This is a genomic window from Sphingopyxis sp. OPL5, from assembly GCF_003797775.2.
In the GTDB taxonomy this organism is placed as follows: domain Bacteria; phylum Pseudomonadota; class Alphaproteobacteria; order Sphingomonadales; family Sphingomonadaceae; genus Sphingopyxis.
In genome coordinates this window covers 1,339,449-1,359,601 of the sequence record NZ_CP060725.1, presented here as the reverse complement: position 1 = coordinate 1,359,601, position 20,153 = coordinate 1,339,449, and the positions used below count along the sequence as shown (strand labels likewise).

Annotated in this window: 22 protein-coding genes; 18 read left to right on the top strand and 4 right to left on the bottom strand. The window is 65.3% G+C overall.

Going from position 1 to position 20,153, the window contains the following annotated elements:
- Positions 1–73: 73 nt before the first annotated feature.
- Positions 74–487, bottom strand: a complete 414-nt coding sequence (locus EEB18_RS06505) for a DUF2177 family protein (protein WP_187141053.1) — start codon at positions 485–487, stop codon at positions 74–76.
- Complete coding sequence (locus EEB18_RS06500; RefSeq protein WP_187141052.1) at positions 487–1,146, bottom strand: hypothetical protein; 660 nt, start codon at positions 1,144–1,146, stop codon at positions 487–489. Before EEB18_RS06500 ends, EEB18_RS06505 begins: the two co-directional genes overlap by 1 nt.
- Positions 1,147–1,229: 83 nt before the next feature.
- Between EEB18_RS06500 and EEB18_RS06495 the strand changes: the two genes are divergently transcribed.
- The 9 genes from EEB18_RS06495 to tgt all read left to right on the top strand — a co-directional run bounded on the left by EEB18_RS06495 (position 1,230) and on the right by tgt (position 9,620).
- Positions 1,230–1,505, top strand: coding sequence for an exodeoxyribonuclease VII small subunit (locus tag EEB18_RS06495; RefSeq protein WP_187141051.1), 276 nt, complete (start codon positions 1,230–1,232; stop codon positions 1,503–1,505).
- A 5-nt stretch (positions 1,506–1,510) separates the two neighbouring features.
- A complete protein-coding gene (locus EEB18_RS06490) occupies positions 1,511–2,428 on the top strand; it encodes a polyprenyl synthetase family protein (RefSeq protein WP_187141050.1) in 918 nt (305 codons plus the stop codon).
- On the top strand, positions 2,428–2,934 hold the full coding sequence (coaD, locus tag EEB18_RS06485; RefSeq protein ID WP_056343510.1) for a pantetheine-phosphate adenylyltransferase: 507 nt from the start codon (positions 2,428–2,430) through the stop codon (positions 2,932–2,934). Before EEB18_RS06490 ends, coaD begins: the two co-directional genes overlap by 1 nt.
- Positions 2,935–3,021: 87 nt before the next feature.
- Positions 3,022–3,747, top strand: a complete 726-nt coding sequence (locus tag EEB18_RS06480) for a peptidylprolyl isomerase (RefSeq protein ID WP_187141049.1) — start codon at positions 3,022–3,024, stop codon at positions 3,745–3,747.
- Between the two features lie 13 nt (positions 3,748–3,760).
- Positions 3,761–4,786: a tRNA preQ1(34) S-adenosylmethionine ribosyltransferase-isomerase QueA gene (gene queA, locus EEB18_RS06475; protein WP_056343504.1), complete on the top strand. Its 1,026-nt coding sequence runs from the start codon at positions 3,761–3,763 to the stop codon at positions 4,784–4,786.
- 154 nt (positions 4,787–4,940) lie between these two features.
- On the top strand, positions 4,941–7,061 hold the full coding sequence (locus tag EEB18_RS06470; RefSeq protein WP_262408147.1) for an EAL domain-containing protein: 2,121 nt from the start codon (positions 4,941–4,943) through the stop codon (positions 7,059–7,061).
- A 55-nt stretch (positions 7,062–7,116) separates the two neighbouring features.
- Positions 7,117–7,878, top strand: coding sequence for a tetratricopeptide repeat protein (locus EEB18_RS06465; protein ID WP_187141047.1), 762 nt, complete (start codon positions 7,117–7,119; stop codon positions 7,876–7,878).
- A 70-nt stretch (positions 7,879–7,948) separates the two neighbouring features.
- Positions 7,949–8,437, top strand: coding sequence for a hemerythrin domain-containing protein (locus tag EEB18_RS06460; protein ID WP_056343494.1), 489 nt, complete (start codon positions 7,949–7,951; stop codon positions 8,435–8,437).
- A gap of 46 nt (positions 8,438–8,483) precedes the next feature.
- On the top strand, positions 8,484–9,620 hold the full coding sequence (tgt, locus tag EEB18_RS06455; RefSeq protein WP_187141046.1) for a tRNA guanosine(34) transglycosylase Tgt: 1,137 nt from the start codon (positions 8,484–8,486) through the stop codon (positions 9,618–9,620).
- A gap of 6 nt (positions 9,621–9,626) precedes the next feature.
- Here the strand turns inward: tgt and EEB18_RS06450 are convergent, their stop codons facing one another.
- Positions 9,627–9,737 (bottom strand): NepR family anti-sigma factor, encoded by a 111-nt coding sequence (locus EEB18_RS06450; protein ID WP_162248534.1) that lies wholly within the window; start codon positions 9,735–9,737, stop codon positions 9,627–9,629.
- Positions 9,738–9,996: 259 nt separating this feature from the next.
- Here EEB18_RS06450 and EEB18_RS06445 point away from each other — a divergent pair, with 259 nt between their 5' ends.
- The 9 genes from EEB18_RS06445 (at position 9,997) to EEB18_RS06405 (ending at position 19,420) form a co-directional block, all read left to right on the top strand.
- The gene (locus tag EEB18_RS06445) at positions 9,997–10,791 is read left to right on the top strand and encodes a response regulator (protein WP_187141045.1); all 795 of its coding nucleotides are present in this window, start codon (positions 9,997–9,999) and stop codon (positions 10,789–10,791) included.
- Between the two features lie 67 nt (positions 10,792–10,858).
- Positions 10,859–13,555, top strand: coding sequence for a bifunctional [glutamine synthetase] adenylyltransferase/[glutamine synthetase]-adenylyl-L-tyrosine phosphorylase (locus EEB18_RS06440; protein ID WP_187669088.1), 2,697 nt, complete (start codon positions 10,859–10,861; stop codon positions 13,553–13,555).
- Positions 13,552–14,016 carry a peroxiredoxin gene (locus EEB18_RS06435; protein ID WP_187142016.1) on the top strand — a complete coding sequence of 155 codons (465 nt, stop codon included), beginning with the start codon at positions 13,552–13,554 and terminating at the stop codon, positions 14,014–14,016. The genes EEB18_RS06440 and EEB18_RS06435 overlap by 4 nt, the downstream gene beginning before the upstream one ends.
- Positions 14,017–14,118: 102 nt before the next feature.
- Complete coding sequence (locus EEB18_RS06430; protein ID WP_187142017.1) at positions 14,119–14,910, top strand: ferritin-like domain-containing protein; 792 nt, start codon at positions 14,119–14,121, stop codon at positions 14,908–14,910.
- A gap of 177 nt (positions 14,911–15,087) precedes the next feature.
- Complete coding sequence (locus EEB18_RS06425) at positions 15,088–15,726, top strand: M23 family metallopeptidase (protein WP_187142018.1); 639 nt, start codon at positions 15,088–15,090, stop codon at positions 15,724–15,726.
- A 334-nt stretch (positions 15,727–16,060) separates the two neighbouring features.
- Positions 16,061–16,402 carry an iron-sulfur cluster insertion protein ErpA gene (gene erpA, locus EEB18_RS06420; RefSeq protein WP_056343477.1) on the top strand — a complete coding sequence of 114 codons (342 nt, stop codon included), beginning with the start codon at positions 16,061–16,063 and terminating at the stop codon, positions 16,400–16,402.
- A gap of 39 nt (positions 16,403–16,441) precedes the next feature.
- On the top strand, positions 16,442–17,212 hold the full coding sequence (xth, locus tag EEB18_RS06415; protein WP_187142019.1) for an exodeoxyribonuclease III: 771 nt from the start codon (positions 16,442–16,444) through the stop codon (positions 17,210–17,212).
- Positions 17,209–18,201 (top strand): cyclic nucleotide-binding domain-containing protein, encoded by a 993-nt coding sequence (locus EEB18_RS06410; RefSeq protein WP_187142020.1) that lies wholly within the window; start codon positions 17,209–17,211, stop codon positions 18,199–18,201. Before xth ends, EEB18_RS06410 begins: the two co-directional genes overlap by 4 nt.
- A gap of 28 nt (positions 18,202–18,229) precedes the next feature.
- Entirely contained in the window at positions 18,230–19,420 is a 1,191-nt protein-coding gene (locus EEB18_RS06405; protein ID WP_187142021.1) for a serine hydrolase domain-containing protein, read from the top strand.
- Between the two features lie 194 nt (positions 19,421–19,614).
- On the opposite strand, the gene EEB18_RS06400 is transcribed toward EEB18_RS06405, so the two are convergent.
- Positions 19,615–20,136: a hypothetical protein gene (locus EEB18_RS06400; RefSeq protein WP_187142022.1), complete on the bottom strand. Its 522-nt coding sequence runs from the start codon at positions 20,134–20,136 to the stop codon at positions 19,615–19,617.
- Positions 20,137–20,153: the final 17 nt, after the last annotated feature.

Below are 20,153 nucleotides of genomic sequence, written 5' to 3'. Positions count from 1 at the left end.
TGCAGCATGATGCGACATGCCACATTCGGCAATTGCAAAAAACGGAAACGTGATTGCGCGCGGTGGAGCGCGCTCAGGCGCTGCGCGGCAGCAGCGCCAGCACCAGCCAGGCGGCGGCGCCCGCCGACAGCCCGGTCGCGCAGGTGCCCCAGACGATGTCGGCGAGAGTGATTTTGGTCGACCAGATCTTCATCGTCGCATGGTTGGTAAGGTCGTAGGTCATGTAGCAGAAGAAGCCAAAGAGCGCGCCATATGTGGCCGCGACCTGCCATTTGCCCGCCGCGAACGCCGGCTGGACCGCAAAAATCTGGATACCGAGCATATAGAGGGCGTAAAAGATGAGCGCGGGCGCGGGGCGCCAGCCGTCCATCAGCAGTTCGCCGATCTCGGGTCGATAAAGTTTCGGCCCGACTTTCGTCAGCCACAAGGCGTCGAGAATGCCGAAGATCAGGGCGGTGAAGCCGTATCCGGCAGCGGCCTGCAGCATCAGGGCATGGCCCCCGCGATACGGCGGTTGGCGCCCGCCCACGCGGCGGTCGCGGCGAGCAGCGCATAAGCGAAAAGCATCGTCGCCGGGATCGCGAGCGAATAGACCGGTTCCTTCGGCCCGAACCAGTCGACGGCCTGCGCGAAGGCGAGCAGTCCGGCGAGAATCCACAGCCGCCTGTTGCCCGTCGGCGCCTGTGTGCGGCGGGCGTAGTAGATCAATGCGGCGCCGATGAAGGCGATCTCCAGCGGCATCGCGATCGCCGGATGATCCCACAGGCCGAGCCCGAGCTTGGGCGGCGCGCCATAGAGCGTCAGGTCGGGGATATGGACGAGCAGGTCGACGAACCAGTGCGACACGACGACGAGCGCCGCGCCGATCGCCGCCGCGCGCCGCTTCGTCGCGAACCAGACGAGCGCCCCGAACACCGTAGCCCAGAGCAGGCTGCCGAGCAGGCTGTGGGTGTAGGGCATATGAAAGAGGTCCATCGGGTTCATCGCGGTGATGCCGGGGGCGATGCGCATCGCCTCGATCCCCGGTATCAACAGCGCTGCGAAGCCGATATCCACAAGCTGTGCGGCGACGAAGAGCGTCCCGAGGCCTGCGGCTTTTGGCCGGGCGGCGGCGACCAGCGCCGGGGCGAAATGGCCGATGAACATCGCGCGAGCCTAGTGCGCCGCCGGGCGACGTCAAGCTTGACCGCACTTGACCATCGGGTGTCGAAAGGGCCAAAGCAGGTGCCATGACGGACACCCCCGCACCCGCCCCGGAAACCTCTGGCGCCCCCGCCATCGCCGCGCTCTCGTTCGAAGCCGCGATGGGCGAACTCGAAACGATCGTGCGGCGGCTCGAAAGCGGCGACGTCAGCCTCGAGGAATCGGTTGCGCTCTACGAACGCGGCCATGCGCTGCGCGGCCATTGCGAGGCCCGGCTCGCCGCGGCGCAGGCGCGCATCGAACAGGTCAGCCTCGGCGCCGACGGCCGGCCGGCGGGTACGACGCCCTTCGGCGAAGGCTGAACCGGATGACGGTCGCGGAAGGGGATATCGACGGCGGCCGCCTGCTCGCGGATGCGCAGTCCGAGGTGGTCGAGGCGACCGACCGGCTGTTCGACCAGTTGCTGCAAGTTCCCGAGGATCCGCGCGAGCGTCTCTATCAGGCGATGCGCCACGCCGCGATTGGCGGTGGCAAACGGCTGCGTCCCCTGCTCGTCCGCGCCGCGGGCGATCTTTATCATGTCGACCGCAATCTTTCGCTGCGCGTCGGCGCGGCGGTCGAGGCGATGCATGTCTATTCGCTGATCCACGACGACCTGCCGTGCATGGACGATGACGACCTGCGCCGCGGCAAGCCGACGGTGCACAGGGCCTATGACGAGGCGACGGCCGTGCTTGCGGGCGATTCGCTTCACGCGCTCGCCTTCGAATGGCTCGTCGATCCCGCGACCCACGCCGATCCCTTCGTGCGCAGCGAATTGATTCGCGAACTCGCGCGTGCCGCCGGGCCCGCGGGCATGGCGGGCGGCCAGATGATGGACCTCGTCGCCGAGACCGCGCAGTTCGATCTGCCGACGGTGACCCGGCTGCAACAATTGAAGACCGGGGCGCTGATCGCTTTCTCGGTCGAGGCCGGCGCGATCCTTGCGCGCATCCCGGCCGAGGGACGCACGCCGCTGCGCGGTTATGCGCGCGACATCGGGCTCGCCTTCCAGATCGCCGACGACATCATGGACGTCGAGGGCGACGAGCAATTGGCGGGGAAGGCGCTGCACAAGGATGCCGCGGCGGGCAAGGCGACGTTCGTGACGCTGATGGGGCTCGACCGGGCGCGCGAACAGGCGGTCGCGCTCGTCGACCAGGCGATCGGCCATCTGGCAGGATTTGGCGAAGAGGCGACGCTGCTGCGCGCCATCGCCCATTATATCGTGGAAAGGGACCGCTGATGCGCGTGGGGGTTTATCCGGGGACGTTCGATCCGATCACCCTGGGACATATGGACATCATCCGGCGCGGCGCGAAGCTGGTCGACCGGCTGGTGATCGGGGTGACCACCAACATCACCAAATCGCCGCTCTTCGACGACGAGGAGCGGATCGAGATGGTTCGCCGCGAGGTCACCAGCATCGGCGGCGATATCCGTGTGGTCGGTTTCAACTCGCTGCTGATGGACTTTGCCGAACGCGAGGGCGCGAGCGTGATCGTGCGCGGGCTGCGCGCCGTCGCCGACTTCGAATATGAATATCAGATGGCGGGCATGAACCAGCAATTGAACGACCGGATCGAGACGGTGTTCCTGATGGCCGACGTCGGATTGCAGCCGATCGCGTCGCGGCTGGTCAAGGAAATCGCGATCTTCGGCGGCGACATCCACAAGTTCGTCACTCCGGCGGTGAAGGACGCGGTGACGGGGCGCATCGCCGAACGCGGGCTGCGCCAGGGCGACGCCTGATCGCGATCATTGAGCGTTCAGCTTTTTCCCGCTAGGGCCGCGCCAGACGGGGCGCATAGAGCATTTCATCACAAAGGCCGATCCAGCATGACATTCACCTTCCGCCCCCTGATCCTGACGGCGATAGCGCTCGGCCTTGCGGCTCCGCTCGCGGCGCAGGAAACGCCCCCGGCGGAGGCGCCCGCGACGGCACCGGCCACGGGCGAAACCACGGTCGCCCCGGCGGTGCCGGCGATGACGCCCGACCAATATATCAACAACCCCGAATATATGCTCAACATCGACCTTTCGACCGGTGGGCGGATCGTCGCGCAGCTCTATCCGAACGTTGCCCCCAACCATGTCGAACGTGTGAAGCAGCTTGCGCGTGCGGGATTCTATGACGGGGTGAAATTCCACCGCGTGATCGACGGCTTCATGGCGCAGACGGGCGATCCGACCGCGACCGGGCAGGGCGGCTCGCAGCTCCCCGATCTCAAGGCCGAATTCAACCCGACGCCGCATCTGCGCGGAACGCTGTCGATGGCACGCGCCGAGAGTGAGGACAGCGCGAACAGCCAGTTCTTCATCATGCTCCAGCCGCGCTTCAGCCTCGATCGCCGCTACACCGCCTTCGGCCGCGTGATTTCGGGCATGCAATATGTCGATGCGATCCACAAAGGCGAACCGCCTGAAGTGATGTCGCGAATGGTCCAGGTGTCGGTCGCCGCCGACAACAAGCCGATGCCGCCGGCGTCGATGCTGACAGACACGGTGTCTGCGCCCGCCGCGGCGCCGATCACCGCCGACCAGCTCAACGCACCGATCCGGTAAGGAGAGGCGCGCGATGCGCGTCGACGCCTTCGATTTCGACCTCCCTGCCGAGCGTATCGCGCTCCGCCCGGCGCGTCCGCGCGACGCGGCGCGGATGCTCGTGGTCGAGGGACAGGCAATGTCCGACCGGGGCGTGCGCGACCTGCCGGCGCTGCTTCGTGCGGGCGACTGCCTCGTTTTCAACGACACGCGGGTCATCCCGGCGCAGCTCGAAGGGAAACGCGGCGAAGCGAAAATCGGCGCGACGCTGCACAAGCGCATCGACCTCCGCCGCTGGCAGGCCTTCATCCGCAATGGCAAGCGGCTTCGTGTTGGAGAACGCGTCGATTTCGGTTCTGGCGTCGCAGCGGTTGCCGAGGACCGGCTCGCCGACGGCAGCTTCATCCTCGCCTTTGCCGGCGACGAGCCCGTCGAAATCCTGCTCGAACGCGCCGGCACGATGCCGCTGCCGCCCTATATCGCGGGCAAGCGCGGGACCGACGAGGCCGACCGCAGCGATTACCAGACGATGTTTGCGAAGGAAGACGGGGCGGTGGCGGCACCGACCGCAGCGCTGCATTTTACGCCCGAACTGCTGGAATCGCTCGCCGAAGCCGGGGTAAAAAGCGAAACGCTCACGCTCCACGTGGGAGCGGGAACCTTCCTGCCGGTTAAGGCCGACGATACCGACGATCATGTCATGCATGCCGAATGGGGCCGCATCGATGCCGACACCGCCGGGCGGCTGAACGCGGTGCGCGCGGCGGGGGGACGCGTCATCGCGGTGGGCACGACCAGCCTGCGCCTGCTGGAAAGCGCGGCGCGCGAGGATGGTATCATCGCGCCCTTTGCGGGCGACACCGCGATCTTCATCACCCCGGGCTATCGCTTCCGCGCCATCGACGGGTTGATGACCAATTTCCACCTTCCCAAATCGACCCTGTTCATGCTGGTTAGCGCGCTGATGGGGCTCGACGCGATGCAGGCGGCCTATGCCCACGCCATCGCGTATGACTATCGCTTCTACAGCTATGGCGACGCGAGTCTGCTGCTCCCCTGATCTGACTCCCCGTCATTTACTGATTCGCAAGGGATTTCAGGCAAATGGTCTCAATTGGTGGGGACCAGCACGATGATGCGACATGGGTAAGCCGGTGCTGCGCCCGGACGACCGGGGGAAATAGAGAGTGCCAGACGGCGGTGGGCGAGGGTTTTTGGGCAAGTTCAGCGCGCGCGCGGCGACGCCGCGCCCTGAAGTCGTTCCCAGCATCCACACCAAGGAAGCGTTGCTCCTCCTTCAGAATTACGAGGAAAGCGGCCAGGGCTGGTTCTGGTCGACCGATGCCGACGGTCGGCTGACGTATATCACCCATCATGTCGCGCAGCAGATGGGGCGGACCGCCGCCGCGATGCTCGGCGCCACTTTTTCCGACCTGTTCCTGCCGGTCGACAGCCATGGCGAGCGGCAGCGCACTCTGCCCTTCCTGCTCACCAAACAATCGAAATTCGACGAATTGCCGCTGCGCGGTGCGTTCGAGGGCGACCAGCGTTGGTGGGCGGTGTCGGGACGCCCGCACTTCGACGGCGGCGGCCGCTTCACCGGCTATCGCGGCAGCGGCATCGACATCACCGAGCAGCGCCGGTCGGCCGAGGATGCGTCGCGGCTCGCGATGTATGATTCGCTGACCGGGCTCGCCAATCGCTTCAACATCTCGAAAAAGCTCGATACGACGCTCGCCGCCTTCACCCAGCAACAGCGATCGTGCGCGATCATGCTGCTCGACCTCGACCGCTTCAAACAGGTCAACGACACGCTGGGCCACCCCGCCGGCGACGCGCTGCTCAAGCAGGTCGCCGAACGGCTGCTCAAGATCGTGGGAGACAAGGAAATGGTCAGCCGCCTGGGCGGCGACGAATTCCAGATCATCCTGCCCGACGTCGAGGATCGCGGCAAATTGGGCGACATGGCGTCGGACATCATCAACAGCCTGTCGCAGCCCTATTCGGTCGAGGGTAGCCGCTGCATCATCGGCGCCTCGATTGGCGTTGCGATCAGCCCGTTCGACGGCGACAACAGCGACAATCTCGTTCGCAACGCCGACCTCGCGCTCTATGCGGCCAAGGGCAATGGGCGCGGCCGGTTCAGCTTCTATTCGAGCGACCTGCACCAGTCGGCGGAAGATCGCCGCGCGCTTGAGGAAGATTTGCGTGATGCGCTTGCACGCGGCGAGATGGAGCTTTCTTACCAGCCGATCGTCAACGCGAAGACCGATACCGTCACCGGCATGGAGGCGCTGATCCGCTGGACGCATCCCGAGCGCGGACCGATCTCGCCGGCGCTGTTCATCCCGATCGCCGAGGAAGCCAACCTCATCTGGACGCTCGGCGAATGGGTGCTGCGCAAGGCGTGCGACGACGCGTCGCGCTGGCCGGGCGAGATGCGCGTCGCGGTCAATGTCTCGCCGATCCAGTTCGCCAACGCCGAATTGCCGAAAATCGTCACCCATGCGCTCGCCGCCAGTGGCCTGCCGCCTGAACAGCTCGAACTCGAAATCACCGAAAGCGTCTTTCTCGGCGATTCGGCCGAAACCAGCCAAATGTTCAAGGCGCTGAAGGCGATCGGCGTCCGCCTCGCGCTCGACGATTTCGGCACCGGCTATTCGTCGCTCGGCTATCTGCAGTCGGCGCCGTTCGACAAGATCAAGATCGACCAGAGCTTCGTACGCGGTGCGACCCAACCGGGTTCGCGCAACGGCGCGATCATCGCGGCGATCGTCGCGCTCGCCGAGGCGCTCGAAATGGAAACGACCGCCGAGGGTATCGAATCGCTCGACCAGCTCGACCTGATCCGCAAACTCAACGTCAGCCATGTGCAAGGCTATGTGTACAGCAAGTCGGTGTCGAACGACGAACTGCTCGGCCATGCCGAATCGGGAAACTGGACGATCAAGCCAGCGGGTCCGGCGCGTCAGCGCAACGATCGTTTCCAGATGTTCCGCAATGTCGGTGCGATCCACGACAATTACCGCTATACCGTCGTGATGCGTAACCTGTCGGCGACCGGCGCCTTTATCGAAGGGATCATGGACGTGCCGATCGGCACCCAATTCGTGATCGACTTCGGCGAAGGCCAACTTGCCACCGCAACCGTCCGCCGGACCAAGAAGCACCAGCAGGGCATCGAATTCGAACAGTCGATGGTCAGCGACGGCAATGGCGGGCTGTGCACCCGGCACCGTGTGTCGCCCTATCTCATCGCCGCCGCCACGCAACAGACCGCGACCTCGCTGGCGCTGCCGTCGTTTACCACGACGACGGACTGGACGGGCAACTGACACGGTCGCGCAGGTAGCGCTGGCGCCGACGCTGCGTCTTTGCCAAAAGGCACCCATGTTCAGCACAGCACATCATATCAAGCGCGTCGCGATCGTCGGATTGGCGTGGGTTGCGCTCACCGCCGCATCGACCGGCGAGCAGGTCGCCGACTTGATCGAGGCGGGCAAGCCGATCGAGGCTTTTGCGCTCGCGCAGGAAAAGGCGGGCGAGGGTGACCCCGAGGGGCAGTTCGCGCTCGGCTGGTTCTATGACAATGGTGAGAATATCACTGCCGACAAGGCGAAGGCAGCGGGGCTGTACCGCAAATGCGCCGACAAGGGGCTTAGCCAGTGCCAGTGGCGCCTCGGCGTGATGTACGACACCGGCGAGGGTGTGACCGAGGATCCGAAGGCTGCGTTCGGCTGGCTGAAGAAGGCGGCGGCGCAGGATAATCTGGCGGCGCAGGTCAGCTTGGCCGTGATGCACGCCAATGGTCGCGGCACGCCGGTCGATTTCGCCAAGGCGATGGACTATTATCAGGCGGCGGCAAGAAAGCGCGAGCCGCACGCCTTTTACGGCATCGGCATCCTCTATCTCGAAGGGCAGGGCGTGGCGGCCGACAAGGAAACCGCCGCCGCGTGGTTCTCGGTCGCGGCTGCACTCGGCGACGAATCGGGGAGGGCGATCACCGATCGGATGCTTGCGGACCAGAAGACCGAGGTGCTCGACCGCGTCGCGGCCAAGGCGACCGCGCTCTATTCGGATTATGTCGAACCGGTGCGGCCTTTGCCGACGCAGCCTGCCGAGGCGCCGACCGAAGCCCCCAAGGGACCCTGACTTCGCCGCAGCGGAACCGCTGCCGTCATAAGCCGTTATCCGTTCGAGGGATCAGCGAACGGAGACGATCATGGCGGAAGCAAAGATATTCGCGCGACTCAAGGCCGATCACGACCGGCATCGCGACCTGCTCGACCGGATCGACGACACCCATGGCGACAGTCCCGAGCGCGAGCAATTGTTCGAGGCGTTCCGCGTCGAGGTGACCGCGCACGCGGCGTCCGAGGAACTCTCGCTTTATGCGACGATGATGGGCCAGCCCGACCTGCGCGAGGACGCCCAGCACAGTGCGAGTGAGCATAAGGAAATCGACGAGATGCTCACCGAACTCTATGAGATGGACTTTGCCTCGACCGGCTGGCTGACGCGATTCCGGACGATGAAGCATCGCTATCTCCACCATATCGACGAGGAAGAGGAAGAGATGTTTCCCGCCGCCGAAGAGGGGCTGACCGCGGCGCGGAAGAAGGAACTGGCGGAAATCTTCGCGAAGGAAAAGCCGAAGGAAAAGGCGAAGGCGGCTGCCGATGAGCCATCGAGCGAGGACGAGCGCGAATAGGCGCGGCGCTCGACTTTCGCGCGCCCGCCCGCCATAGGCGCGCGCCATGACCACAAGATTCACCTTTTCGGTCGCCGCGACCGATGGCGCAGCGCGAACCGGCGTCATCGCGATGCAGCGCGGCGACATCCGCACCCCGGCCTTCATGCCCGTCGGCACCGCCGCGACGGTGAAGGCGATGCGCCCTGCGGACGTTCGCGCGACCGGCGCCGACATCATCTTGGGCAACACCTATCATTTGATGCTGCGCCCCGGCGCCGAGCGCATGGCGCGGTTGGGTGGCTTGCACAAATTCATGGGGTGGGACCGGCCGATCCTGACCGACAGCGGCGGTTATCAGGTGATGAGCCTGTCGGCGCTGACCAAGCAGAGCGAGGAAGGCGTGGCGTTCCAGAGCCATCTCGACGGATCGCGTCACATGCTAACGCCCGAACGCTCGATGGAGATCCAGCGGCTGCTCGGCAGCGACATCGTGATGGCGTTCGACGAATGCCCGCCGAATGGCGTCGATGCCAGGCGCGCCGAGGCGAGCATGGAACGATCGATGCGTTGGGCCGCGCGCAGCCGCGCGGGCTTCGACGCCGGCGAGGAACATGCGGCGCGTTCGGCGCTGTTCGGAATCCAGCAGGGCTCGCTCGACGAGACGCTCCGCGCACGCTCGGCGGCGGCGCTGACCGACATCGGCTTCGATGGCTATGCGATCGGCGGCCTCGCGGTGGGTGAGGGTCAGGAGGCGATGTTTGGCGTGCTCGACTATGCGCCGAGCCAACTGCCCGCCGACCGGCCGCGCTACCTGATGGGGGTCGGCAAGCCGGACGATCTGGTCGGTGCGGTCGCGCGCGGTGTGGACATGTTCGACTGCGTGCTGCCGACGCGTTCGGGGCGTAACGGGCAGGCCTTCACCTGGAGCGGTCCGGTCAATATCCGCAATGCAAAGCATGCCGAGGATCAGGCGCCGCTGGACGAGGCCTGCGGCTGCCCGGTATGCTCGACCTGGACGCGCGCCTATCTCCACCATCTCGTCCGCGCGGGCGAGATGCTTGGCGCGATGTTGATGACGCAGCACAACCTGCATTTCTATCAGGATCTGATGCAGGGGATGCACGATGCGATCACCGAGGGGCGCTTCGCGGCTTTCCAGTCGGATTTCGAGAGTCGGTATCAGCGTGGCAAGGCCGGGTGACGCGACTCAGTTGAGCTTGTTGAGCAGGTCCATCATCGAATCGGGGATCGTCTCGTCGACCGCAGACTCATAGGCGCGACGCAGGGCGATGTTCACGTCCTGCGCCTTTCTGGTCATTTTCTTGTCACCGTCTTTTCCGGTTCGCTTCTGTGAAGGGGACCCGGATTCAGACGGCATTATCATGATATCCAATGGACATGGGGCCTGTAGCTAACCGCGCCTTCAACAAAGAGCAATGGCGCGTTTCTTCTTCCCCATGAAACCAATTTGCCGTTAGATCGTTCCACGTCGGCGCAATAATATCGGGCGCGGGCGGAGCATCGTCCGATTCCGGCGGGTTTCGAGGCAGGCATGGACCTGTATCAGGAGGTAAACTATGTCATTGGGTCAGGCGATCGCGCCGCATCTTCCCTATCTGCGCCGCTACGGCCGTGCGATTTCGGGAAGCCAGCGGAGCGGCGATGCTTTGGTCGCGGGCTTGTTGCAGACTTTGGTCGCAAACCCGGCGGCGGTCGATACGCGCGCCGACCTGCGCATCCAGCTCTATCGCATGGTGCATGACAATTTCGGGCTCGCCAGCGAGCAACAGGGGCAATCGGACGAACCCGCCGCCGCCGACATCGCGATCGCCGACGCGCGGCTGCGCCGCATTCCCTCGCTCGCGCGCCAGGCCCTGCTGCTGACGGCGGTCGAAGGCTTCAGCGAAGAGGAGGCCGGACGCATCATCGGCCGCGACGCCGCGACGGTGCGCGGCCTGATCGACGAGGCGATGGCCGAGATCGACCGCCAGACGCGTGCGCGCATCCTGATCATCGAGGACGAGCCGATCATCGCGATGGACATCGAAATGATCGTTCGCGACCTGGGGCATGACGTCGTCGCGGTCGCAACCACGCACAGTGAGGCGGTCGCCGAGGCGCAAGCGCACACACCGAGCCTCGTCCTCGCCGACATCCAGCTTGCCGACAACAGCTCGGGGATCGAGGCGGTGCAGGAAATCCTGACCGGGCTGAAGGTACCGGTCATCTTCATCACCGCCTTTCCCGAACGGCTGCTCACTGGCGACCGGCCCGAGCCGGCCTTCCTGCTCACCAAGCCGTATCAGCCCGCGACGCTGCGCGCCGCGATCTCGCAGGTGCTGTTCTTCGACGAGAGCACGGTTCCGGCCTGAGGTCATCCCTTCGCTATTGCGCGCTATGGGTTGCGAGCTTGGCCGGAGCAGGTGATAGGGCGGGGCGATGACTTCCCAACGCCAATCGGCGCTCGATCGCCTGACTGCCAATGCGCCCTTTCTCGCGCGGCTGGCCGAGTTGCAGCCCGATGATGTGACGCGCTTCCTGACCGACGGCACCGACGCCGCGCTGGCGGCGGTCGCCGCGCCGCCGATGGATGACGATATCATGGTGAGCCTGCGCCAGTGGCGCGGGCGCATCGCCTTGTTGCTTGCGCTCGGTGATCTGTCGGGCGAGCATGATGTCGCGACGACGACGCGGCACCTGTCGGCGTTTGCCGACGCCGCCTGCGATGCCGCGCTTGCTGCTGCCTTTGCCGAGCGCGTGCCCGGCGAAGAGCCGCGCGGGTTGTCGGTGATCGCGCTCGGCAAGCTCGGCAGCCACGAACTCAATTACTCTTCGGACATCGACCCGATCCTGATCTTCGATCCGGAGACGATGCCGCGTCGCCAACGCGACGACCCGACCGAGGCGGCGGTGCGGATCGCGCGGCGGATGACCGAAATATTGTCGGCGCGTACGGCGAACGGGCATGTGCTGCGCGTCGACCTTCGGCTGCGCCCACACCCGGAGGTGACGCCGATCGTGCTGCCGGTCGATGCCGCGATATCCTATTATGAATCCGAGGCGCTGGCGTGGGAGCAGGCGGCGTTCATCCGGTCGCGCGCATCGGCTGGCGACCGTGCGCTTGGCGGCGAGTTCCTCTCCGCGATCCAGCCCTTCATCTGGCGCCGCAGCCTCGATTTCCGCCAGCTCAAGGAAATCGGCGCGATGAGCGACCGCATTCGCGACCATTTCGCGCAGGGGCAGGCCTTTGGGCCGGGCTACGACCTCAAGCGTGGGCGCGGCGGCATCCGCGAGATCGAGTTTTTCGCGCAGGTCCACCAGCTGATCTATGGCGGGCGCGACCCGTCGCTGCGCGTGCCGGCGACGGTCGACGCGCTTGCGGCACTGGCGAAGGCGGGGCGGATCGAGGGGGGTGTCGCGGAGCGGCTGACCAGTTGCTACGCTATTTTGCGGCGGATCGAACATCGGTTGCAGATGATCGAGGACCAGCAGACGCATGGCCTGCCGCTGCAGCCCGACGCGCTGGATGCGGTGGCGCGGCTCGACGGGCATGCCGACGGCGCGGCGCTGCTCGCGATGCTCCAGCCCGTCACCGCCGAGGTCGCCGCCTGTTACGACCGGCTCGTCCTCGAACGGGCGGCGACCAGCGGGCTGCCGCGCGACGAGGGCGAACTCGCCGGGGCGCTGATGGCCGCCGGGTTCGAGCCGCCCGAGCCGGCATTGCGCGCGATCGCCGAATGGCGAGGGGGCAAGCTGCGCGCGCTGCGCACCCCCGCGGCGCAGGACGCGCTCGAGACGGTGCTGCCCGAACTGGTCAAGGCGCTGGGCGCCGCTCCCGATCCCGAAGCGGCGCTGACCCGTTTCGACAAGCTGGTGTCGGGGTTGCCGAGCGCGATCAATTTTTTCCATCTGCTCGCGGCGCAGCCCGAACTCGCCAAGGTCGCGGTGCGCGTGCTGACGCTGGCACCGACGCTTGCCGAGGCGCTGGGCGTGCGGGTCGAGCTGATCGAAGGGCTGATCGACAAACGCGCGTTCGATGCGCCCGCCGACAAGGCGCAATTGCGAGCGGAGTGGGCACCGGGGCTGGCGGGGCTCGATTACGAACGCCTGCTCGACCGCGTGCGCGACCGGGTCGGCGAGCGGCGCTTCGCGTATGGCGTGCAACTGATCGCGGGCGCGAGCGACCCGATGGTCATTGCGCGCGGCTATGCCGAGCTTGCCGAGGCGGCGCTGCAGGTGCTCGCCGATGCGACGGTCGCCGAATTCGTCGAGGCGCATGGGCGGATCGCCGACAGCGAATTGGTGGTCCTCGCGCTGGGGCGGCTCGGTGGACGGGCGCTGACGCACGCGTCGGACCTCGATCTGATCTATCTGTTCACCGGCGATCATCTGGCCGAATCCGACGGGCGGCGGCCGCTCGGCGCGACGACCTATTACAACCGCCTCGCGCAGCGGGTGACCGCGGCGATGTCGGTGCCGACCGCGGCGGGCAAGCTCTATGACGTCGATACCAGGCTGCGGCCACAGGGTGCGCAGGGGCCGCTGGTCGTCACGCTCGACAGCTTTGAACGCTATCAGCGCGAGGAGGCCTGGACGTGGGAGCATATGGCGCTGCTCCGCGCGCGGCCCGTCTATGGATCGGACGGTGCGAAGGCCGAGGTGCAGTGCGTCATCGACACGCTGCTCACGGCGCCGCGCGATGCAGGGAAACTGACGCAGGACGCCGCCGAGATGCGCGACAAGATGGCGGCACACAAGCCGCCGAAGGGCGCGCTCGACATCAAGGGCGGGCCGGGCGGGCTGGTCGACCTCGAATTCGCGATGCAGGTGACCCAGCTCGCCAGCGGCGAATGCCATGACCCCAATATCGCGGCGGCGCTCGCGTGCCTGAAGGGCAAGGGCCTCGCACCGCCCGAAGTGTGCGAGGCGCATGCGCTGCTCGCGCGGATGCTCGTGATGCTGCGCCTGACCGCACCCGAAGGTGAACCCGCGACCGCCGCGGCGCGACAACTGGTGGCGAGCCAATGCGGCGAGCCGGGCTGGCCGCAGCTGCTTGCTGCGCATGACGCGGCGCGGCAGGATATTACAAATTGGTGGGCGTCGATTCGCCCCGACCCACAGGAGAAAATGCCATGACCCTCACCATCGGCGATGCTGTTCCCGCAATGAAGCTGCTCGACGCCGACGGCGCGGCGATCGACCTTGCGGGCCTGACGGGCGCGCCGCTGGTCGTCTATTTCTACCCCAAGGCCGACACGCCGGGTTGCACCGTCGAAGCGCAGGATTTCACGCGGCTTGCCGATGACTTCGCGAAGCTCGGCGCGCAGGTGCTGGCGGTGTCGCGCGATGCGCCGGCAAAACTGTGCAAGTTTCGCGACAAATATGGGCTGACCGTCCGTCTCGCGTCCGACGAGGATGGCGCGCTGTGCGAGGCGTTCGGCACCTGGGTCGAAAAGCAGAATTACGGCCGTAGCTATATGGGGATCGAACGCTCGACCTTCCTGTTCGGCGCCGACGGCAAGCTCGCGCGCGAATGGCGCAAGGTACGCGTGAAGGGCCATGCCGAAGCGGTGCTGGAGGCGGCGAAGGCGCTTTGATGATTACTGCCCCTTTTTCCGTTCGCGTCGAGCGCAGTCGAGACGCCGGGCTGGACCGAGGGGCGTCTCGACTTCGCTCGACGCTAACGGGATAGGGAATCCATGAACTCCTTGGGCGAAGCCGCGCGGGCGGTGCTGCTGACCGCCGATCCGCACGCCAAAAGGCGCGCGGCGCGCGAACTGGCGCGCGCATGGCGGCGCGGCGATCTGGCTCATCGCTGCGACGTCGCGATGCCCGATCAGCCAGCCTGGCCCGAATATCCCCAACTGCTGCCGCCCAACCGCATGCCGAGCCGCCGCAAGGGAGGTTCCGAGCGCGGACGCATCGCGATGCTCCACGCGCTCGCGCATATCGAGTTCGTCGCGATCGACCTTGCGGTGGACCTTGTCGGACGCTTTGGGGGAGAATTTCCGCGCGCCTTCGTCGACGACTGGATCGGCGTCGCGGCCGACGAGGCGATGCATTTCGCGCTGCTCGACCGGCGGCTGCGCACGCTCGGTAGCCACTATGGCGCGCTGCCCGCGCACGCGGGTTTGTGGGAGGCGGCGCAGGAAACGAGCGACGATGCGCTGGCGCGGCTGGCGATCGTCCCCATGGTGCTCGAAGCGCGCGGGCTCGACGTCACGCCGGCGATGATCACCCGGTTCGAGGGCGCCGGCGACACGGTTTCGGCGGCGATCCTGCGGCGCATCTATCGCGACGAGATTCGCCATGTGAGCGCGGGCACAGACTGGTTCAACTGGGCGTGCGATGAACAGGGATTCGCCCGGACGTTAACCTGGCAAAGCCTCGTAAAATCGCGATTTCGGGGAGGGTTGAAGCCGCCGTTCAACGACTCAGCGCGCCATGACGCCGGTTTAACGCAAGAATACTACGCCGTTGTTGCTTCGTAAGGATTGACCCCGCAGACAGGCTCGCGGGCGGATGATCAATCATCCAATGCAGACTAAACCGGCACCACCGGAAAATTTTTTCCGTTGGCGACAAGGCAGATGCGGGGTCGTTAAGTGATAAACACTCTTCTGGCGCAAAAGTTTCGTTTTGGGCTGATTTTTTGTGCCACAGCGCTGATGGGCTTCACGGCCCCGACGGTCCAGGCCGCCGAAACCAGCGCCGATGCGGGCATTGTCGTTCCCGACGAACCCGATGACGACAGCTTCACCGCCGGCGTTCCGCAGACCAGCGAAGATACCGAAGCCCGCGCGATTTTCCAGGCGTGGAAGCGCCTCGACACCGGCCTGACCGCCAATATCGGTGTCGCAATCCCGTCGCGGGTGCCGATCGAGAATATGTCGCTGTCGTCGTCCTACGGCATGCGCGTCCACCCGATCACCGGCAAGGTCGCGCGCCACAATGGCGTCGATATTCCCGCGCCGCACGGTACCCCGATCTATGCGACCGCCGACGGCATCGTCGGTCGCGCCCAGCGCCTCGGCGGCTATGGCAATTATGTCGAAATCGAGCATGGCAACGCGATCCAGACGCGCTACGGCCATATGTCCTCCTACATCGTGGCCCCGGGCCAACAGGTGAAGAAGGGGCAGGTCGTCGGTTACGTCGGTTCGACCGGGCGTTCGACCGGCAACCACCTCCATTATGAAGTTCGCATCGAAGGCGCGCCGGTCAATCCGATGCCCTTCTGCCGCCAGGACAGCATGGCGATCGCCGCGATCACCGGCGACAAGCTGGCGATGGGCGGTCCCGAATAAAAAGCTTTTCAGGGTCGGAGAGGAGGGGGCGCCCACCGGTCCAAGCCGGGGCGCCCTTTTCATTTGGGCGGTATGCCTCGGTTGGACGCAAGATCCTCCCCACGCGAAGCGATGGGGAGGTGGCAGCCCGCAGGGCTGACGGAGGGGTTCAAACCTCTCGCCATGACGCACCGTACCGACCCCTCCACCACCGCTTCGCGGCGGTCCCCCTCCCCAACGCTTCGCGATGGGGAGGATCTTCAGGGTCGCCACTCACACCAAAGCCGACAAAACGCCGCGATCCATCGTCACCACAACCCCTTCCATTCGTGCCCGCACTCCCTATCTTGGCACCATGGCCACGCAGCTTTCCGATATCACTCTGTCCCCCGCCGCCGCGGCGCGCGTCCGCTGGATCGCCAACCGCAAGGGTGAAGCAGAGGCTGCACTGCGCCTCGCGGTCGATGGCGGCGGCTGTTCGGGCTTTACCTATCGTTTCGGGCTCGCCGAAGGCATCGATGCGGAGGATATCGTCACCGAGACCGACGGAGTGAAGCTGGTCGTCGATCCCGTCAGCATCGACCTGGTGCGCGGCTGTATCGTCGATTTTGTCGATTCGCTCGGCGGGTCGTCGTTCAAGGTCGAAAATCCTAACGCGGCCTCGGGCTGCGGCTGCGGGTCGAGCTTCTCGATCTGACGCCTTTCGTCGCGACCCCGTTGCTGCCATAGGTGCGGCATGAAAATCGCGACCTTCAACATCAACGGAATCAAGGCGCGCCTGCCGCGTCTCGTCGAATGGCTGGAGGAAACCCAGCCCGATATCGCCTGCCTGCAGGAACTGAAGTCGAGCGACGAGACGATGCCGACCAAGGAGATTGAGGCCGCGGGTTACGGCTTCCTCTATCACGGGCAAAAGGGCTTCAACGGCGTCGCGATCCTCGCCAAAGGCACGACGCCGGTCGAGGTGCAGCGCGGGCTGGCGGGCGAAGCCGAGGACGAGCAGTCGCGTTACCTGGAGGCCGATGTCGACGGCGTGCGCGTCGCGTCGATCTACCTGCCCAACGGCAATCCGCAGCCGGGGCCGAAATTCGATTATAAATTGCGTTGGATGGCGCGGCTGCGCGAGCGCGCGAAGGCGCTGCTCGTCGCCGAGATCCCGACGATCCTGACTGGCGACTATAATGTCATCCCGCACGACGACGATGTGTGGGACCCGCGCGCGATGTCGACCGACGCGCTGATGCAGCCCGAATCGCGCGACGCCTGGTTCCGCCTGCTCGGTGACGGCTGGACCGACGCGATCCGCAGCCGCCATCCGGCGGGCGGGGTGTGGACCTTCTGGGACTATCAGGCCGGCGGCTGGCAGCGCGACCATGGTTTTCGCATCGATCATCTGCTGCTCAGTCCTGCGCTCGCCGACCGGCTGGTCGACGCCGGAGTCGACAAGGACCACCGCGGGCGCGAGAAGGCGAGCGACCATGCGCCGACATGGGCGGTGCTCGCTTGAACGCGCTGTCCGCCAGCCGGCTGGCGGACGTGCCGCTGTTCGCGGACCTCGACGACGCCGCGCGTGCCGAAATCGCCGATGCCTTCACGGTGCGCCATTTCGCCGATGGCGAGGCGCTGCTCGTCCAGAACGAGCGCGCCGAGGGCCTGTATCTGATCGACGAGGGCCGGGTCGATATCGGCAAGCGGCTGCCCGGAGGCGGACTGGCCTTGCTTGCGCAGGTCGGCCCGGGGGAGGTCATCGGCGACATGGCGCTGATCGGCCGCGATATCAAACGATCGGCGATGGGCATCGCGCGCGGACCGGTGCGCAGCTGGTATATGCCCGCCGATCAGTTTCGCGCGGCGTTGTCGCAGCTTCGCCCCGCCTCGCTGCAATTGCAGACCGCGCTTGGCCGGCTGGTCGCGGCGCGGGTTGCGGGCAAGACGCGCGATATTGCCGCGATGCTGTCCGAAACCCCCGATAGCTTCACGCCGCGCCCGCAGCGGGCGCTGCCGCCGGTGAGCGAGGAGGATTTCGCGGCCGAGGCCTTTCTCGCCAAGCTCCCCTGTTGCGCGGCGATGACGCCGGGCCAGCGCCGCGCCTTCTGGGATGCCGGAACGCGCGTCGATGCGCCGGCGGACAGAGATTTGGCGACGCCCGGCGCGGTTTCGGACCGGCTGTGGCTCGTCGTGCGCGGGGCGGTGCGCAGCGGCCTGCCGCACAGGGAGGGTATCTATCAGCTGACCGTCACCGGTCCCGGCCAGCTTGTCGGTCTGTCGCCGATGCTCTCGGGCACGGCACACGACCGGCTGCTGCGGACGAGCGAGCAGGCGACGTTGCTGGCCTTCGACCGCGCGACCTTTGCCGAAATGCTCGGGACCGGCGATGCGCTGAGCCGCGAACTCGGGGTGTCGGTCAACGCCGACCTCGTCACCGCGCTCGACGCGCTCGATCAGGTCGAGGCGCGCATCCTCGCGATGCAGCGCGGGCACGCGGTGGCGGCCTGATATTTCGATGAAGAGACGGGAGATTGCCATGTCGCGCTGGATTGCCGTCGCCCTTTGCCTGACCGCAGCCCCGTCCGCCGGGGCGGACGAGGGCGGTTTCGACGCCGCGCTGCGTGACTTTCGCCAGCTCCATCGCGCCGAAACGCGCCGCGCGAATATTGCCGGGAGCAGCTTTTACGTCGTGCGCGACGGGCAGGTTGTCGCGGCCGACCATCTGGGCGAGCAGGACGCCGAGGCGCATGTCCCGGTCGATGCGCGCACCATCTATCATTGGGCGTCGGTGACCAAGACGATGACGGGTATCGCGATCATGCAGCTGCGCGATCGCGGGCTGCTGTCGCTCGACGACCCGATCGTGAAATATGTCCCCGAACTGGCGGCGGTGCATAACCCCTATGGTGACACGGGCGCGATCACGCTGCGCCAGCTGATGAGCCACAGCGCGGGGTTCCGCAGCGGCACCTGGCCGTGGCGCGAGCATGACTGGCAGCCGTTCGAACCGGCCAACTGGTCGCAGTTGTTGGCGATGCTGCCCTACACGCGGGTCGAGTTCGAACCCGGCAGCCGTTTCGGCTATTCGAACCCCGGCATCGTCTATCTCGGCCAAGTCATCGAGCGGCTCTCGGGCGAGGATTATGAAGTCTATATCGACAAGAACATCCTGAAGCCGCTCGCCATGCACGAAAGCTATTTCGACCGGACGCCGCCGCACCTGCTGCCGCATCGGTCGCACAGCTATACCATCAGCGACGGCAAGCGCGTCGCGGCGCCCTTCGATGTCGATACGGGCGTCACCGTGTCGAACGGTGGGCTCAACGCGCCGATGCCCGACATGGCGAAATATGCCGCCTTCCTGCTCGGCGAGCCTGCGCGGCAGGCGGACTATGATCTGGTGCTGAAGCGCTCGTCGCTCGAGGAAATGTGGGTGCCGCAAATCGCGGCGGGCGAGGATTTCACGCAGGGCCGCATGGCGAAGACGACCCAGAGCGGACTATCCTTCTTCGTCGACCGCGGCGCGGGCGTGCGCTTCATAGGTCACAATGGCGACCAGAACGGCTTTCGCGCCTATCTCAGTCTCTGCCCCGACCAGCGGGCGGGAACGTTGCTGGCGTTCAACACCGAAACGAAGGGCGTCGAGAACAGCCCGGCCAATCGCGATACCGCCGAATCGCGCATCGCGCTGGCGACCGATCGTCTGTGCGAGGCGCTCGCGAAGTAGCTGTGTTGCGGTTCTCCCGTTTGGGCGGAAATATTCTATGTTTTTAGCTAGTTGGTGCATTCGTCTGGCGATAACATGTCGAGCAGGGTTGGCAGCGCGGCCATGTCGCCTGGACTGTGCGCCCCGCCCGCTCACCGCCGATCGAGCCCGCTCCTCGGGAAGGCCCAATCGATTCCATCAACGGGAAATCAACGCTAAAACTCGCAATTCGGCACAGGAAGCACTTTCATATCCTCTGGCGTTCGGCCTGTAGAAACTTCCTTCACATCCATCGAGCAACTGCGAACAGGATTGTTGCCGTCCGGTATCTGGGTGATGTTATATGTCGCATTGGCTTTTGGCGTGAATTCGATAACGTTTATGCAAGACGAGTAAAGCTGAGAATTATAGCCTCCGTAGGTTTGCTTCATGGTAAAGCCCAATATCTCTACCTTCTTTCCGGCTTCAATTTTTATCGGTTTTTCTTTTGTATTTCGACCAATTCCAGCGCTATAATCAATAAGCTTTTGAGATAACTGACATTCATCGCCTTTCATGGTCCGGTAATATTGATAATCTCCGCTGAAAACGGATAGTCTCAAGCCTCCCTTAGGAAAGATAAATGTTGCGGTCTCTGTTGCGCCGGTAGGGACTTTGTATTTTTTCTGGCCAAGCTCGTTTCTATCGACTGATCCTCCGAGCACAACGGCAAGAATTAGGGCAAATGCTATTCTCATTTGTCAATATTCCCTGA

Coding starts and splice junctions, on each gene's coding strand:
- EEB18_RS06505 (WP_187141053.1), bottom strand. CDS start 487: ATGCTGCAGGCCGCTGCCGGATACGGCTTCACCGCCCTGATCTTCGGC.
- EEB18_RS06500 (WP_187141052.1), bottom strand. CDS start 1,146: ATGTTCATCGGCCATTTCGCCCCGGCGCTGGTCGCCGCCGCCCGGCCA.
- EEB18_RS06495 (WP_187141051.1), top strand. CDS start 1,230: ATGACGGACACCCCCGCACCCGCCCCGGAAACCTCTGGCGCCCCCGCC.
- EEB18_RS06490 (WP_187141050.1), top strand. CDS start 1,511: ATGACGGTCGCGGAAGGGGATATCGACGGCGGCCGCCTGCTCGCGGAT.
- coaD (WP_056343510.1), top strand. CDS start 2,428: ATGCGCGTGGGGGTTTATCCGGGGACGTTCGATCCGATCACCCTGGGA.
- EEB18_RS06480 (WP_187141049.1), top strand. CDS start 3,022: ATGACATTCACCTTCCGCCCCCTGATCCTGACGGCGATAGCGCTCGGC.
- queA (WP_056343504.1), top strand. CDS start 3,761: ATGCGCGTCGACGCCTTCGATTTCGACCTCCCTGCCGAGCGTATCGCG.
- EEB18_RS06465 (WP_187141047.1), top strand. CDS start 7,117: ATGTTCAGCACAGCACATCATATCAAGCGCGTCGCGATCGTCGGATTG.
- EEB18_RS06460 (WP_056343494.1), top strand. CDS start 7,949: ATGGCGGAAGCAAAGATATTCGCGCGACTCAAGGCCGATCACGACCGG.
- tgt (WP_187141046.1), top strand. CDS start 8,484: ATGACCACAAGATTCACCTTTTCGGTCGCCGCGACCGATGGCGCAGCG.
- EEB18_RS06450 (WP_162248534.1), bottom strand. CDS start 9,737: ATGACCAGAAAGGCGCAGGACGTGAACATCGCCCTGCGTCGCGCCTAT.
- EEB18_RS06445 (WP_187141045.1), top strand. CDS start 9,997: ATGTCATTGGGTCAGGCGATCGCGCCGCATCTTCCCTATCTGCGCCGC.
- EEB18_RS06440 (WP_187669088.1), top strand. CDS start 10,859: ATGACTTCCCAACGCCAATCGGCGCTCGATCGCCTGACTGCCAATGCG.
- EEB18_RS06435 (WP_187142016.1), top strand. CDS start 13,552: ATGACCCTCACCATCGGCGATGCTGTTCCCGCAATGAAGCTGCTCGAC.
- EEB18_RS06430 (WP_187142017.1), top strand. CDS start 14,119: ATGAACTCCTTGGGCGAAGCCGCGCGGGCGGTGCTGCTGACCGCCGAT.
- EEB18_RS06425 (WP_187142018.1), top strand. CDS start 15,088: ATGGGCTTCACGGCCCCGACGGTCCAGGCCGCCGAAACCAGCGCCGAT.
- erpA (WP_056343477.1), top strand. CDS start 16,061: ATGGCCACGCAGCTTTCCGATATCACTCTGTCCCCCGCCGCCGCGGCG.
- xth (WP_187142019.1), top strand. CDS start 16,442: ATGAAAATCGCGACCTTCAACATCAACGGAATCAAGGCGCGCCTGCCG.
- EEB18_RS06405 (WP_187142021.1), top strand. CDS start 18,230: ATGTCGCGCTGGATTGCCGTCGCCCTTTGCCTGACCGCAGCCCCGTCC.
- EEB18_RS06400 (WP_187142022.1), bottom strand. CDS start 20,136: ATGAGAATAGCATTTGCCCTAATTCTTGCCGTTGTGCTCGGAGGATCA.